Annotated in this window: 20 protein-coding genes and 1 pseudogene; 3 read left to right on the top strand and 18 right to left on the bottom strand. The window is 34.6% G+C overall.

The features are described from left to right. Positions 1 to 9: 9 nt before the first annotated feature. The 7 genes from BBI08_RS06185 to BBI08_RS06160 form a co-directional block, all read right to left on the bottom strand. Positions 10 to 480, bottom strand: a complete 471-nt coding sequence (locus tag BBI08_RS06185) for a peptide-methionine (S)-S-oxide reductase (RefSeq protein WP_008497242.1) — start codon at positions 478 to 480, stop codon at positions 10 to 12. Positions 481 to 590: 110 nt separating this feature from the next. After that, positions 591 to 1,400, bottom strand: a complete 810-nt coding sequence (locus BBI08_RS06180; protein WP_008497243.1) for a S26 family signal peptidase — start codon at positions 1,398 to 1,400, stop codon at positions 591 to 593. Continuing rightward, complete coding sequence (locus BBI08_RS06175; protein ID WP_236610166.1) at positions 1,387 to 1,731, bottom strand: sigma-70 family RNA polymerase sigma factor; 345 nt, start codon at positions 1,729 to 1,731, stop codon at positions 1,387 to 1,389. The genes BBI08_RS06180 and BBI08_RS06175 overlap by 14 nt, the downstream gene beginning before the upstream one ends. A 17-nt stretch (positions 1,732 to 1,748) precedes the next feature. Next, complete coding sequence (locus BBI08_RS17115) at positions 1,749 to 1,940, bottom strand: RNA polymerase sigma factor (RefSeq protein WP_169819295.1); 192 nt, start codon at positions 1,938 to 1,940, stop codon at positions 1,749 to 1,751. Between the two features lie 266 nt (positions 1,941 to 2,206). After that, positions 2,207 to 2,623 (bottom strand): hypothetical protein, encoded by a 417-nt coding sequence (locus tag BBI08_RS06170; RefSeq protein ID WP_040850694.1) that lies wholly within the window; start codon positions 2,621 to 2,623, stop codon positions 2,207 to 2,209. 155 nt (positions 2,624 to 2,778) lie between these two features. Beyond that, positions 2,779 to 3,141: a hypothetical protein gene (locus tag BBI08_RS06165; RefSeq protein ID WP_008497246.1), complete on the bottom strand. Its 363-nt coding sequence runs from the start codon at positions 3,139 to 3,141 to the stop codon at positions 2,779 to 2,781. Between the two features lie 106 nt (positions 3,142 to 3,247). After that, positions 3,248 to 3,604 carry a hypothetical protein gene (locus BBI08_RS06160; RefSeq protein WP_236610167.1) on the bottom strand — a complete coding sequence of 119 codons (357 nt, stop codon included), beginning with the start codon at positions 3,602 to 3,604 and terminating at the stop codon, positions 3,248 to 3,250. Between the two features lie 920 nt (positions 3,605 to 4,524). On the opposite strand from BBI08_RS06160, the gene BBI08_RS06150 reads away from it, so the two are divergent. Then, positions 4,525 to 4,929 (top strand): DUF4240 domain-containing protein, encoded by a 405-nt coding sequence (locus BBI08_RS06150; protein WP_008497248.1) that lies wholly within the window; start codon positions 4,525 to 4,527, stop codon positions 4,927 to 4,929. Positions 4,930 to 5,245: 316 nt separating this feature from the next. Here BBI08_RS06150 and BBI08_RS06145 read toward each other — a convergent pair whose 3' ends face one another. Together BBI08_RS06145 and BBI08_RS06140 are read right to left on the bottom strand one after the other, a co-directional pair. Further along, entirely contained in the window at positions 5,246 to 5,605 is a 360-nt protein-coding gene (locus BBI08_RS06145; RefSeq protein ID WP_008497250.1) for a cupin domain-containing protein, read from the bottom strand. 342 nt (positions 5,606 to 5,947) lie between these two features. Then, complete coding sequence (locus BBI08_RS06140; RefSeq protein ID WP_065527856.1) at positions 5,948 to 6,607, bottom strand: hypothetical protein; 660 nt, start codon at positions 6,605 to 6,607, stop codon at positions 5,948 to 5,950. A 431-nt stretch (positions 6,608 to 7,038) separates the two neighbouring features. On the opposite strand from BBI08_RS06140, the gene BBI08_RS06135 reads away from it, so the two are divergent. Further along, the gene (locus BBI08_RS06135; RefSeq protein ID WP_008497251.1) at positions 7,039 to 7,659 is read left to right on the top strand and encodes a hypothetical protein; all 621 of its coding nucleotides are present in this window, start codon (positions 7,039 to 7,041) and stop codon (positions 7,657 to 7,659) included. 46 nt (positions 7,660 to 7,705) lie between these two features. On the opposite strand, the gene BBI08_RS06130 is transcribed toward BBI08_RS06135, so the two are convergent. From BBI08_RS06130 to BBI08_RS06110, 5 genes are all read right to left on the bottom strand, one after another. Beyond that, a complete protein-coding gene (locus tag BBI08_RS06130) occupies positions 7,706 to 8,089 on the bottom strand; it encodes a hypothetical protein (RefSeq protein ID WP_008497252.1) in 384 nt (127 codons plus the stop codon). 131 nt (positions 8,090 to 8,220) lie between these two features. Then, positions 8,221 to 8,412 (bottom strand): hypothetical protein, encoded by a 192-nt coding sequence (locus tag BBI08_RS06125; RefSeq protein ID WP_008497253.1) that lies wholly within the window; start codon positions 8,410 to 8,412, stop codon positions 8,221 to 8,223. A gap of 201 nt (positions 8,413 to 8,613) precedes the next feature. After that, positions 8,614 to 9,126, bottom strand: coding sequence for a GNAT family N-acetyltransferase (locus BBI08_RS06120; protein WP_040850704.1), 513 nt, complete (start codon positions 9,124 to 9,126; stop codon positions 8,614 to 8,616). 325 nt (positions 9,127 to 9,451) lie between these two features. Further along, entirely contained in the window at positions 9,452 to 9,820 is a 369-nt protein-coding gene (locus BBI08_RS06115; RefSeq protein ID WP_040850706.1) for a hypothetical protein, read from the bottom strand. A 197-nt stretch (positions 9,821 to 10,017) separates the two neighbouring features. Continuing rightward, complete coding sequence (locus tag BBI08_RS06110; protein WP_040850707.1) at positions 10,018 to 10,506, bottom strand: hypothetical protein; 489 nt, start codon at positions 10,504 to 10,506, stop codon at positions 10,018 to 10,020. Positions 10,507 to 10,701: 195 nt separating this feature from the next. Between BBI08_RS06110 and BBI08_RS06105 the strand changes: the two genes are divergently transcribed. After that, positions 10,702 to 11,607: an SMI1/KNR4 family protein gene (locus BBI08_RS06105; protein WP_008497255.1), complete on the top strand. Its 906-nt coding sequence runs from the start codon at positions 10,702 to 10,704 to the stop codon at positions 11,605 to 11,607. A 40-nt stretch (positions 11,608 to 11,647) separates the two neighbouring features. On the opposite strand, the gene BBI08_RS06100 is transcribed toward BBI08_RS06105, so the two are convergent. The 4 genes and pseudogenes from BBI08_RS06100 to BBI08_RS16990 form a co-directional block, all read right to left on the bottom strand. After that, positions 11,648 to 12,148: a HEAT repeat domain-containing protein gene (locus BBI08_RS06100; protein WP_008497256.1), complete on the bottom strand. Its 501-nt coding sequence runs from the start codon at positions 12,146 to 12,148 to the stop codon at positions 11,648 to 11,650. Positions 12,149 to 12,207: 59 nt separating this feature from the next. Further along, a pseudogene (locus BBI08_RS06095) lies at positions 12,208 to 12,618 on the bottom strand (SMI1/KNR4 family protein). Positions 12,619 to 12,729: 111 nt separating this feature from the next. Further along, a complete protein-coding gene (locus BBI08_RS06090) occupies positions 12,730 to 13,215 on the bottom strand; it encodes a hypothetical protein (protein ID WP_008497258.1) in 486 nt (161 codons plus the stop codon). A gap of 138 nt (positions 13,216 to 13,353) precedes the next feature. Then, positions 13,354 to 13,494, bottom strand: a complete 141-nt coding sequence (locus BBI08_RS16990) for a hypothetical protein (RefSeq protein WP_008497259.1) — start codon at positions 13,492 to 13,494, stop codon at positions 13,354 to 13,356. Positions 13,495 to 13,686: the final 192 nt, after the last annotated feature.

Raw genomic sequence — 13,686 nt, 5'->3', positions numbered from 1 at the left:
GTACATAAACTATTTATATTTACTCAACAACTTTTCTGGGATATGACAATAATCATCCGGACATCTCGTTAGCCTATCTTGATGTTCTTCTGCACTTTTTACATAGTTAGAAAGAGGCAGCACTTCAACAACTATACGTTCACAATCGCTTCTCTCACGAATAAATGTCTTTACCTCTTCTAAATGCTTTGGATTTTCACTATACACGCCTGTTCTGTATTTCTCACCAACATCTTGCCCTTGCCGATTCAAACTGTAGGGGTCGATGATTTCAAATACATACGCCATTAAGTCTTGAATCGTCAATATTGCTGGATCAAACTCTGTTTTTACACATTCCGCGTAGCCATCATAGTCCCCATCAAGTGTATGACTCGTCCCATTTGCTCGTCCTGCTTCTGTCGCCTTTACTCCAGGCAAGGTTTTGATAAACGCTTGTACTCCCCATAAACATCCACCCGCAATATATATGACTTCCATATGGAACCTCCCTAGCCTAACTATTTAGAGCCAGTATAACATTATCATAAAGCCTGCTCATTAATTAATACTTACTTTGTATTGAAGAAAGGCTGTGTAATAACCACTCTTTATGGTTTATAATAACCCAATACTTCCGCTTGTATTGCCTCTACTTTCAATGAATGCTGACTGCTTCTAAACCAATCATCCCCGATGAGAAAAACTTCATCTTCTCCTAAATAAATTTTTTCCATACTCATTTGAAAAATCTCTTCCATTCCCGAAGTGCTGCTGTTAGGGGATGCATTTTTTTCAAACCATGCATTGTATTCTTCAAGAGAGCCAATTCCTAAGCGATGAGCCTTACCATAAAATGTATCCAATTTTTGTTCATCAACAAAAATTTGCCCGTCTAAAATTTCAATTGTTTCCCCCGGCAAACCGATAACCCGAGAGATGGTTTCTTGCATTCCATCAAAAAAATCATATTCGTATTTAACAACATCTCCGCGCGATATCTTTTTGTCTTTATACGCCAATGGATTAATTACTAGCGGATATTCTGCATACTCATGATTGCCTCTATCCATCGCATCATAGTTAAACTCAAAAATTTCTAGTGGCTGCGTATATTCCGCAAAAACGGGGATGTCCACATCTGTATCTGTATCAGTCACTACTGATTTTTCTATGCCACCAGTAGATGTTAGTTGCGGCACTTGCCCTTTATCGTTAACAATCTGGATTGCAAAAAGCGCAACGACTGTCAATAAGATCACAAAAACCGCTGCATATATGAACCACTCATATTTTTTTACAGTAAATTTATGTGGCCGTTCTTTAGCTTGCATTTGAAGTAGCATATTACGTTGTAAAGATTTGCTAAACCTCGGGCTTTTGCCAATAAAATCATCGATATCCCGCTTAAATTTGTTCATCCTGGAATCCCTCCCACTCGCTTGTATCAACAGTGTTTCTTAACAAACTTTTAGCTCTGTGCAATCTCGTTTTCACCGTACTTTCCGGACAGTTCAGCAGTTTGGATATTTCGTTAATAGTGAATTCATGATAATAATAAAGAAGAATGGCTTCTCTGTATTTGATCGGCAAGTCTAAGACATATCTTGTTAAATTGAAAATATCTGATTCTAATTCATACGATTCTTCAATTGATTTTGAGTTCGATAGTAGATTCCCAACAGTCTCAGTAAAAATAATTCGTTTATTTTTCCAGCTTCGCAAATAATCATGGCACCGATTGATTGCCATTTTAGATAGATACGTTTTCAGCGAAGAGCGATGTTCAAACTGATTGGCTTTTTGATAATAAGTAAAAAAACTTCTTGAAGGATATCTTCCGCAATCGACCAATCTTTCACATATAGATAAATTAACCGCATCAAGTATTCACCGTAAGCACTCATAACCTGTTCAATGTGTTCATCATTTAATTTTTTATCTCTAAGATTCTTAGCCAACTATTACACCGCCCCTTCCTAAACACCCCATAGACGTAAGTTTTAAGATTTTAGTTTCAAATTTTTAAAAATAGAAGTTTAAAAGTCTATCCGACCGCTGAAATAATAAAAGGCAGATAGTGGCTTTAATGCCTTCTATACTGCCTTGCCTTTATTATATATAATAATTAGGTATATGATTTGACGGATTATTTACTTCCGATAATCCGGAATATGTAAACCTGTATCCCTTTGAGACTACAAGTTAAAACTTTAAAACAGAACTTTTACAAAGGTTCATCCAAAGCATAAGAACCCCCTGGTAAGGAATATAAATGAAAGCCATTGTCTCCTTGTAATTCCCACCCTTCAAAGTAATTACTTTCATGAAACAATTCAAGAAAAATATTGCCTTCAAACTCTATAATTAAATCGGCTATTTCTTCATACAAAAAGATATGTTTTATCTTTTTCCCCAGTAGCACCTTTTCTACATCTTTGTGCGAAAATCTTTCTGGTGCATAGAGACAATCTGAATACCCCACCAAGATTTCAGTGGCCAATCTCAATCTCCAAGGACATTCGATTATTGAAGTTGCTCTTTCAAAAGTCATTCCTAAAGGCGCGTTTTTTTCTGTATTTACCTCTGTAACCCTTTGACCAATAAAAAAATTAAATTTGATATTGCTTATCTCTCTAAACATATTTGACCTACTCCCGGGAAATTTATACTATTGTTTCCTACCTTCTTTAAATACGACTCACTCAACTAAATAGCCTATTCTAAACAAGTGAAATCAATAGCAATGTCTGACAGAACCTAGTTTTATAAAGGTAATGGTTTCTACTCTTTATATCATTAGTCTCCTACTGCAATCACTTTTTTCTTTCGGTCCAGTGCAGCCAAACAAAGCACTTTCAATTCTTCAGCAAAACAGTTGATTCCCTTTGTTCTTTTGTCCACTTTCCACTGTTTCTTTTCGGTGACACTGTATTCATTTAGCAGATGTTCGCAAATAATGACCAGTTCATTTACTTCTCTAGCTGAAAACATTCGATCACTATATTGATCCAGGTTTAAAAGGAGACCGTACTTTTTTGCTGGATCTCCCTCCTTTTTCAATAGATAATCTTGCAGATCCTCCTCGAACTTCACATGTTTTTCGGATTTAGGTATTTCTTTTAGTGTACTGGCAATATAAAAATCGATTCCGACTGTCATTTGTTTACCTCCAACTTTTGTGGAATGAATGTCTGAACGTAACTTAATTCACAATAAGTTACATTCAAAAAAAGACAGCAAAACTTTAAATATACTCTGATATCAACTATTTTATATCCGTCAGTATTAATTTTTCTGTCTGTCCATCCCACATAATTTCCATTTCAAGCTCATCATTTTTTTGAAAAGTTCCGCAACCTTCACAGCCACTACCAATTTTGGCTTTTCCGTCTGTTAACGGTGTTCCTGTTTGCCCCATTTTGGTTAATGTGGTTCCAATTTTAGAATTTACTGTTTCTGGCATTGGTCCATTTCCCACGTACTTAAGAGTTCCAGTCGCTTCTTGTTCATCTTCGTTAATGACATCGACCATATAAAAAACTTCCCAATTATCGGTAGTCCCCGAAAATTCATAAATTCCGCCATTACTACAACCAGCTAAGCCAAGTAAAAGAATAATCAATAAAGAAATCTTTTTCGTTCCTTTGCCCCCTTATAAAGTCATTTTCGAATGTAACTTAACTGTACATAAGTTACATTCACTTTCTAATAAAAGGTGTAGGTGAAAATAAGTAGTGAGAGAGCTAGCAGACCAGACTTAACCCAGATAACTTTATTACTAATGCCACTCTTCTTTTCTAAATAGTAAATGTAATGGACTAGTATTAGAAAACCAGCAAAAGTTAATAAGAAACTAGGTGTAGTTGTACTTCCAACGAACGATATATATTCTAGAAGGCCAAATACTAGTAAGAGCATACCAATGGCACCGATTATTAAATAAAGGTAAGAACTGTTAGTCTTTTTCTTCTCCATATCCACACTCCCTCTAAAATCTAAGAACTTGGTGAGTTCAGTATTATTTTCATTCACTTACTTTTACTAACTAAATTATATACTTATTTTACCATTCTATAGTTTTTATAGTAGATGTCTTTACTAACTTTTCTATAAATATAACCGTTCGTGAAATTACACTTTCGCAAAGAAAAAGGAGAAAAGATGCGCTACGTGCAGCCCCTTCTCTCCTTTTCACTATAAGTAGCTTCCGATAAGGTGTCATATGTAAACTGTTTATTCGTTTAAAAGTTTTTTGTTTCCTTTAAAATTAATGATTTAAATAAGGATAGTATTTTCGAATGTAACCTATAAAAATTTGATATTACTCAACTGTATTTGAATGATTCTATGCCTTAAATCAAAAATGCAAGTCTTAAAACATTTGTCAATTCAATTATAACTTTATGTTTTTGAATAATAGGGAAAGTTAATTTAATTACCATTATGACGTTCATTAGAGGAAATTTATCGTTATAATATATTGAAAATGTATTTGTTCAGAAAATAAGAACTGTAGAAATTTGAGAGGATGAAGGATAATACATGAGACGGTTATTATGGGATATCATTGAGGAGTCCAAAAAAGGAAAAGAATATTTGCCGAGTGAACAGCAATATGAAAATCTGATAGATATAATGAATAGATACGATAAAGTAACTATAGAAAAGCTGTATGAAGAATGGAAAAATATTTACAACCAAATTGTGAATGATGAGTTTGAAAAGCTGCATATTGATAGTGAAGAAGGCGGGATTGTAGAAGGCGGTGACGATACTTTCTATCAAGATTTCGGCCATTGGTTTGTCGCTCAAGGCGAAACAGTCTTTAAAAAATATCAAGAAAAAGGACATTTAGCCATGCTTGAGTACATTGATAAGCATCATATCGATGAAGAAGAATATACTTTTGAGAATATGGTTTATGCTTTTCATGATTTTATCGATTGATTCAGGAGCATAAGGCAATAAATTGGGTGGAAGAACTTCAATCGAAAACTAGGATTTCAAATTCACTATTCACTTTGAGATTCTTATTGACCAATGAAATACACCGTTGTTCCTGTCCTGTTTAAGAGACAAGTTCAATTATTTCATCTTTCCTCTTTTAAATTCGACTTGATGGGTGGATGTTTTTAGAAACAATTTCGTTCGTAAAAGTACTCTAAAATGAACAAAAAGAAGGAAAGAAGCTAAATCTAACACTTCTCCCCTTCCTATAAGTTTTGATATGTAAACTCGAATTAATTAAATAGCAGCTTAAAGTCTAGGTTTTCGGGGAACTGGTAGAATCAAACGGCAGCAATTCTTCAGCTTCAATTATCAAGGCTGTTAACCCGTTTTCAGTGGTCGTTTCATGACCTTCGCCTTTTGCCCAACTAACGGCTTCCCCTTTCTTGATCCGTTGCTTTTCTTGTGTATAACTTCTCACCCATCCTTCCCCTTCTATCACTAGCAGAATTTGTGGAACCACAGCTTGATGAAACCCAATTGTCTCGCCAGGATTAAGAAAAACAATTCCTGTATGAGTTGCGCTTTCTGTCTTGGCAATTCGCGTCATGATAAAATTCGAGTTAAATGCAGTGATACGTTTTCCATTTTCTTTATTGAACGAATAAAACCTCAATGGTATCCCTCCAAATCTTTCTCTTTCATGATATGGATTAAATTGGGTTATTAAAAGTCTTATAATTCAAAATCTATAATGCTATAATTGAAATATAAAGAAAAAGATTAATTAACAAAAGAACTTTAAAAATATTACTATCTTAAGTCATCAGTTCATTCTGATGGCTTTTTGCTTTTTAAAGAATTTAGGTTAAAATAACCGTTCGTAAAAGTACACTTTGACAAATCAAAAAGGCAAAGAGCTCATAGTTGAGCTTTTTTCCTTTTGGCGATTAAGAACTCTATCGATCATCGGTAAAATATTATTCTAGAAGTTCTGACATATGAATTTGCGCTTTTTTTACTGTAAATAAACTGTTTTAAACTGATGTTCACATGGTTTTCTTTCATGAACCCTGACTTCATCATTACCTACCCATTTAATATCTCCCAATAATGGATAGAGCAATTCGAATATTGGCTCTGTTTGATAAAGGACTTCTGAATAGATGTGCTTTTGTTCTTTATCTTCAACTACTAGTGAAGCCGTACAATCATATATCCCAATCTCTATTTCAATTTTCGCTTTCAATTTACGATTGGGACTGGATTTTGGCTTTTTATACGTTTTTTTGAATGTATAATTTTTTTCGACTACCTTTTGATACGCATATAAAAATGGTTCTTCATCCCAACCCTTGTCTTTACAAATAACCCGTAATCCATCCATCATTAGGTCAAGTGTCTTTTTCTTTTTCTCTAGATCGGATAGATCGTAAAAATCACTTACATTATAGGGGATCGTTACAGGTAGTAACCCATCCATGATGACAGGTTGATAAGCCAATTCTGCATTTGGATAACACTCAAATTGGACACTACTTACATCATTAAAATGAAGTTTAGGTAAAAACTGTTCAAAGAGATAAACAATGCAGTTGGTTTCCACATAAAACTGACTTTGTTTAGGTTTATGATGTTGTGATGAGCGATCTTGAAAATTAAAGCCTCTAAATAACACTCAACAATCTCCTCCTTATGGTCTTGAGTGACATTTAGTATCACACATCCTGCCTTAACCATGTAGTGTCCGTGGAATCACCTCATAAGCAGCAATGGTTTCGCTGCAAATACGAATCTGGTTAATAACGGCTTAAATAATTCCAATACCAGATTTACAAGCTTTTTCTTCTATAATACTTGATAACTAAACCCCAATCCTATTGAAATTCGAGCTTTCAAACTTCATAGCACCGACTTTTGAATGTATCATATTTTCTTTTGAAATTAGTTTTGATGGATTTTTTAACAAAGCTTATGAAATAGGGAAACTGAATGTAACTTAATTAGACTTATGTTACATTCAACCAACGTTATGTAAACTGTAAATTCCAGATTAAAGTGTGATACTAAGAACTAGAGATATTCTTCAATGTAAAGGAGGTAAAACTTATGAGTAAGTTCTACATCAATCATGAAACTATTGGTTCGGATGGAGAAATGTTCTTATGCGACAACGTTCAAAACCTTGTGAAGTTTGATATGGGCCCTTCAGAATCCGCTAATGATCCTAATTCTGATTCGACATGTGAAATGCTAGTTGAGTTCATTTGTACGAAAGCCCTATTTCCACTCTGTCTTACATTTGAACCGTTTAGTGGAATGGAAGATGATTTAGAGCGCCTTTTCAAAGGTAAAAACATTGAGTACGCATTAAGATTTGAGGGGCTGAAAAACAAACGTTTTCCTGTTTTTAAACTCACAATCGAAAAACCTTCTTCACTGACTTTTGTTTTACAAGAAACTTTTTGGATAGCAACTTGTAATAACTTCTACGCCTTTTCTTTCAGGGATAATATCGTGTATAAACCTGTGATAGAAAAGGGGTGGTTTGGACGTGAGAAGACCTGGATATGGCCTCACTTTGATATGAATGGTGCATCGACAGTTCTCGAAATTTGGCATGACGGGGATGGGTTTAACCTCTATACAACCGAACCCTGTTTCTCGACAATTGAAAAGTTGGCCAGCTATTTTCCAGTTGGAACATCGATTGTAAACAATGGAGATTGAATGTAACTTAATTGCTATTAAGTTACATTCAAAACTAAGATTTCTTTTATTTAGAATTGTCTTCAATAAATTCTTTCATTACGTCCTTAGCTACTTCCAATGTTATTAACTTCCCGAAAACTTGACCCCCAGGGATGTTTTGGGGAAGGGGAATACCCTTGAAGTACGCTTTTGTCTTCCATATCGGAACTTCAATTTTAACTTTTGTGATTTTATCTAATTCAATTTCTACAGAAACGAAAGAATAAAAATTAGGCTCAAATGGGTCTTTTCCTAATTTTTTTAATTCGAGGACAAGTTTCTTATTTATATTAGTAAAAATTGATCCGTATTCATTTAGCAATACTTTGTTATAAGCACAAAATGATTGTTCAGTATCTTTTATCAACTCTTTTAGTTCAAGGGAAAACTCCCGTTGTGAATACTTCAATGAATTGGACCTCCCTTACTTTACGTAGTTAAGCAGCATCTGAAAATAAGAAACTGAATGTAACTTAATTCACATTAAGTTACATTCAGATTCGGAACAAAAATTAATAAGAACTTAAAATTTAATGAGAACTACATACTTTCTTTTTTTCTCTCTTTTTCGAAAAAGTTATACAGACTAACAATTCCGATTATGCCTAGAGTAAGCATACCGATGCCATGGAATATTGATTTAGCCGTTTGACTAATTGAATCAGTACCACTAATCGCGGCTGATCCTAAGACAAAAAATAAAATAACCGCGAACAAGATTCTATTTTTCATACAAATCCTCCTTCTTTTTTGTACTTTGTAACTTGCTGAATGTAACTTAACTGCACATAAGTTACATTCACCAAGGCAAATTTCTTAACCTTATATTGGTCTCAAACTTTTAATAAGCAGGTTCGAATCTGATTGAAACGTAAGACAGACTTTCTTAATTTTTTTATAAATTGAGTAGCAATAAAATCGATTCATTCTCTTTTACAAACGAGGATTTTCATTTTCCCACAAATAATGTATAAACTTCATTATTTTCCCGTTCATTTCGAATTCTTCTTCGCCTACTCGAACTTGCTTAAACCCATTTCTTTCTAACACCTTTTGCGATGCATGGTTAACAGTCGTCGTTTTCCCACGTATTTGTTTCACACTTAGATCAGTTTTCAATAGTAGATTTAATGCCTGATTTCCGATTCCCTCTCCCACGTATATTGCGCCTACTCTAAATCCTATGTCTGCTATGTCATCTTTTTTATCAAACAAGTTGATTCTTCCTACAATTTCTCCAACATCATTGGTGATCAGGTAAAAATAAGAAAGGCCCTCCTTTTGTTCCTTCAGCAATTCTTGATGTCTTCTTAAAAATGTTTCGAAAGAATAGTAATCGTCTCCTCGACTTGGAACCATCTTTTCAAAAAACCATCGATTTTCAGACTCAAACTTAAATAACGCTTCTGCATCGACTTCTTGTAACAAATTTAAAGATATCTCCATAAGTTGTCCAACCCATTTCAAGTAGTAGATTTATTGATTTCTTTCATCATACCAATTATATCCATTATTTTTGATTATAAATAGAACTTTCTGAAATTCTACTTCGTTATATTTCTGTTATCAGATTCCCTCAGAAAAGCGTTCGTAAAAGTAACCTTATTCAGACAAAAAAAGAAAAAACTCATGATTGAGCTTCTTCTCTTTCGATAATTCGAGATATGGAAACTGATTACTCATTAATATTTTTTACCCGAGCTCTTATTTAGACCGGTTAAAGTTCCGTTGAATAATGATATAGGCATAGGCACACTGCAAAGAATTATTTTTAACTATATACGTCTTTCATAATTACTTTAAATTCCGGCTTAAACGTAAGTTCAACGAGCGTTATGAATTCGCTTCGATCATATTCCATAAATAAGCGCAGCGAGGAATCATTTTTGCGATCTAAGATAACTTCAATTTTACTGACCGTGTGAAAGTTATAATAACCAATAACTTCATCCCCTAATATATTTTTTGCTATGAGTGAGAATCTATTGTAGAAGGGAGATATCATTACTTCAAAAGCATTGTTTTCAGTACGGAATAAAAAAGTGGTTTCATCGTATTCGAATAGTTCTTTTTCATCCTTTTTTATTGGCATACATTCGAATAAAGATATTAAGTCCAGTTCCGATGGATAAGATTCCATTTTTGCACCACCATTCGAATTTAATTATTCACTAAAGTTGAGCCTCAACCGAATTGGTTGGAAATATCCATAAACCCGTTTCTCATTTCACTTAATTTTTCTGTACCCAAAACAAAAAAACCTTGTAACTGTATTAGCTCGTGTTCGAATGTGCTCTTGCTTACTTTATATTTTATCGAAACAACTTCCCCAAATAATTATATTTCCCCTTTTAGTTTATTGATTGCTTTCAAAACCTCTGTTCTATTTTTAGCACTCTTCATCCACTTAGGCAACCGGCTTTCAACACTCATATAATATGTCTCGGACGGTCGAACGGTTTTCTGTAAATACGCTTCAACATAGATCAAATGCCTCTCGTTCAAGAACCATAACTGCTGCCCGCAACATGACATCTGAAGATATAATGGGAGGCCGAAATACCAATCAGCTTCTGGATTTTGTTCAAATAAGTTAAACTCATATTCATAATGATTTGATCGTTTTCTTGGATGCATATCTTTTGAAAAGCCACAGCTTTTACAAGCGACCCGCTTAGATTTATTTCCTCTTACCACAATTGATTCATCTACACCTAGCGGATTTTCGAGAGTGAACACGCTGGCACAGTTCTTGCACTTTGGGCACTGGACCAAAAAAAGATCTGAGAAACTAAGCAGCATTAGATTTTCAAGTTCTTCTTCCATCTGTGCGTCTTCCTCCTTTAACTCAGTTGCTAAGTTAAATGTAACTTCATTGCTAATAAGTTACATTTAAAAATTATTTAAAATTCTTTCTGCTTGATTTTGGTAAAATAGTGATAAACGATTTTGTAGCTCTTTCAAGAAAAAACAAATACAAAATTTCGCTTTCGCAATCGGATTACAAATGGAGGATAAGGTATGAAAAAAGTAATTGATATAATTGATTCGAAATCAATCAAGACAGGCGTTTCATTGGTCGATTTAAAAAAAGCTGAAAAACAACTAGGGGCACTTTTCCCAGATGAATTCAAGAATCTTTATCTAGAAACGAATGGCGCCGAATTTGGCGAATGGGTCTTATTTTCACTCATCATGATTCAAAACCAATCCAACAGACCTGAAAACTTACCTGCTGATATGCTTTGTATTGGAGAGAGTAAGAGTGGCGATAAACTTTGCTACCGCATCCGAAAAAGGTGGATGCAGGAGCATGTCTACCGCTGGACAGCCAAAAGTGGAAATATAGAAAATAAATCGTCCACTTTATATGAGTTCATCGATTGGTTTGTTCCCAAAAAGAATACCGGAAAGTCTCAAGAAATCGGCCATTTCGCAGTAGAAAGTGGCGAGCTGATCGTGACGGATCCCTGTTACTCAACCGAAGACACAGAGATGCAAGTTCATTTATCGAATGTAAAAAAAGGGCACTGGACAGCCTCTATTTCTTATACAGACGATGAAGTCGTTGAAACATTAACGGCCTATTTCGCGGAAAAGAAACCGAGTGGCAAATGGCATGTCTGCGATCGGCTGATCGGCGTTGATTCTGCACAGGCTGGCATCTTTGATGCTGCTGTATTCGGGAAGGATGAAAGTATTCCCGGTGAAGTAGAAAACGTTTACGGCATCGAAATGGATGAAAAAGGATTGAAATACTATGTTGCCTGTTCGGATACGGTAGCATCGGATGACCAAGGTGGGACAATCCCTGGGGGCGCGATCGCCATGTCAGGATACGGAGATGGCATGTATGAAGTAAGTATTAAATACAATATTTTCAAAGAGATAGTCGGCGTAAGGATCAACTTTAGTGACGAAGAATAACCACTGGACCTGACTTGATTTGAATGTAACTTAATTAGGATTAAGTTACATTCAAATCAAACAGAAAATCTAATACGTCAGTATGTAATTCTTGTTGTCTTTCAATTTCGTCCAGTCGCTCTTTTACCTTTTGCAGGGATTTCAATAATACATCACCAGACACGATTCTATTCATGGATTCTATAAGTTGATAAGCACCTGCTTGTACTTCGAAATTCCCAGTCAAAAACTGATGGATAATTATCTCTAAATGCGCCGTACAATCAAAAGGTTCTAACGCATACAACAAAGTTCCCCTACTTCCGAGTGTCCTGGAATCGCTAAGCAAATTAATCAAAGGAGAAATTGCTTCTTCATTTCCAATATCTCGTAGGGCGATAGCAAGCAAATTTCTTAAATGTTTGTCTTCCGTTTGGATGAGGTACTTTATCAGTATTTTGGTTGCTTCCTGATGTTGATCCGCGGATATTTCACCCAATAATAGTGCTACTTTTTCCACGTCATTATTTTCTAATGCTCTTTCTAATACGCTGAACTTCATTTGCCTCTCCCTCCTTTAATAGTCAATCTGAATGTAACTTAATTGGTATTAAGTTACATTCAATCTTCGTCAAAATCTTCTAGTTCTTCTTGAGTGATGATAATAAAATCTTTTAAAGTAGGAGCTAGCTCTTCCGTTTTATCTGTTTCATGGAGCCATAAATAAACTGGATCTTCTGCTTTCCCATCTTCTACTTTCAAGCACAAGTAATCCCCAGTGCCATCTTCAGCAATCGCAATCAGATCATCGGATATCTCTCCATCCAAAACTTCCTCATTTTGTCTAACCACGTCGTCCCATGTTTTTTTCATATTCTTAAGGTCTTTGATGGGAAATAGAGTCCATTCTCCAACTTCAGGGCCATTGGCCAATTTAAACAATTGAACATACTGATCCGGGAAACGAATATTTAACTTTTGTTCCGTTTATCTTATCGTTGACTCCTCTACACCCTTTTTATTTGTCTCCAATAACTAAATAATCTCTTGCATAATCTAACCTCCATTCTTTAATCCAGTTGCCAATCTGAATTTAACTTAATTGCTACTAAGTTACATTCGATTTTTCTTTTTATAAGTAGCTCATTTAAACTCTTCAGGACTCCATACAGCTATTGCATTTCCTGGTACAGCCACAACTAACCACTCATCTTCTACATAGCCGTAACCGTCTCCAATTTGCCAGCATTCATAGTTTTCATCTTCTCCATTTACATACAACACTTTTCCGGATTCGAGCAATATACATAAATGTGGAGACTCAGACCCTAACCAAACATCTTTCACTTTTTCTCTTCTATTTTCAAAAAAAAGCTGAAATGATTCTTTATCGTCTAGTTCTTTCAAACTTTCTTTGGAAGCTGTTTTTAATTGTTCCAGATTTGCAAATACAGTAACTTTTTTGATTTCAATCAGAAGCCATATAATTCCTGGATCTTGCTCAGAGTAATGAGCAAAGTAGATGTAAACCATTCCTGGTTCTGAACCAAATCTAACTCCATCAATTTGACTTCCGATAAGCAGGTGTTTTAATGCTTTCTCTGCAAATATTTTGTCTTCCCATTTCATGCTTTCACCGCCTTTATTTCCCTACTTTTGAATGTAACTTAATTACTATTATGTTACATTCAAATTCAATAAAAATAAAACCTATTTCATCAGGTTGAAGAATCCAATGGAATAAGTTTTCTGTACGACTACAACTATTTATTTTGTAAAAAGTGTTTCTAAAATTCCTGGAATGCCGTAAATAGGAGCGTCAGTTTGTTGAAGATAAATACCAAGAGCAACAATTAAAATTATTACTAGAATTGATAAACTCAATTTCACACTTTCTCGTGACACCATATCCTCGCTCCTTAACTGTACTGTAACCAAAAAACTCATTTGCCAAAGTCATGAATTTAATATTTCAAAACTAGTATTATAATACCACTAGAAATTGGTAAGTAAATACCTCTTTTGAAAATATTTCAATATGACTAAATCCGTTTAGACTTACAGATGTGAATGTAACTTAATTAGTATTATGTTACGTTC

Source organism: Planococcus halocryophilus (assembly GCF_001687585.2).
Taxonomy (GTDB): Bacteria; Bacillota; Bacilli; order Bacillales_A; family Planococcaceae; genus Planococcus; species Planococcus halocryophilus.
Note: the sequence above shows the minus strand (reverse complement) of the source record. Positions and strands in the feature narration are given on the sequence as shown.

Excerpts from the sequence above, each read along its gene's own strand:
- BBI08_RS06175 (WP_236610166.1), bottom strand. The coding sequence starts at position 1,731 with ATGGCAATCAATCGGTGCCATGATTATTTGCGAAGCTGGAAAAATAAA.
- BBI08_RS06185 (WP_008497242.1), bottom strand. The coding sequence starts at position 480 with ATGGAAGTCATATATATTGCGGGTGGATGTTTATGGGGAGTACAAGCG.
- BBI08_RS06110 (WP_040850707.1), bottom strand. The coding sequence starts at position 10,506 with ATGGAAGAAGAACTTGAAAATCTAATGCTGCTTAGTTTCTCAGATCTT.
- BBI08_RS06090 (WP_008497258.1), bottom strand. The coding sequence starts at position 13,215 with ATGAAATGGGAAGACAAAATATTTGCAGAGAAAGCATTAAAACACCTG.
- BBI08_RS06180 (WP_008497243.1), bottom strand. The coding sequence starts at position 1,400 with ATGAACAAATTTAAGCGGGATATCGATGATTTTATTGGCAAAAGCCCG.
- BBI08_RS06125 (WP_008497253.1), bottom strand. The coding sequence starts at position 8,412 with ATGAAAAATAGAATCTTGTTCGCGGTTATTTTATTTTTTGTCTTAGGA.
- BBI08_RS06150 (WP_008497248.1), top strand. The coding sequence starts at position 4,525 with ATGAGACGGTTATTATGGGATATCATTGAGGAGTCCAAAAAAGGAAAA.
- BBI08_RS06165 (WP_008497246.1), bottom strand. The coding sequence starts at position 3,141 with ATGACAGTCGGAATCGATTTTTATATTGCCAGTACACTAAAAGAAATA.
- BBI08_RS06105 (WP_008497255.1), top strand. The coding sequence starts at position 10,702 with ATGAAAAAAGTAATTGATATAATTGATTCGAAATCAATCAAGACAGGC.
- BBI08_RS06120 (WP_040850704.1), bottom strand. The coding sequence starts at position 9,126 with ATGGAGATATCTTTAAATTTGTTACAAGAAGTCGATGCAGAAGCGTTA.
- BBI08_RS16990 (WP_008497259.1), bottom strand. The coding sequence starts at position 13,494 with ATGGTGTCACGAGAAAGTGTGAAATTGAGTTTATCAATTCTAGTAATA.
- BBI08_RS06135 (WP_008497251.1), top strand. The coding sequence starts at position 7,039 with ATGAGTAAGTTCTACATCAATCATGAAACTATTGGTTCGGATGGAGAA.
- BBI08_RS06100 (WP_008497256.1), bottom strand. The coding sequence starts at position 12,148 with ATGAAGTTCAGCGTATTAGAAAGAGCATTAGAAAATAATGACGTGGAA.
- BBI08_RS06170 (WP_040850694.1), bottom strand. The coding sequence starts at position 2,623 with ATGTTTAGAGAGATAAGCAATATCAAATTTAATTTTTTTATTGGTCAA.
- BBI08_RS06115 (WP_040850706.1), bottom strand. The coding sequence starts at position 9,820 with ATGGAATCTTATCCATCGGAACTGGACTTAATATCTTTATTCGAATGT.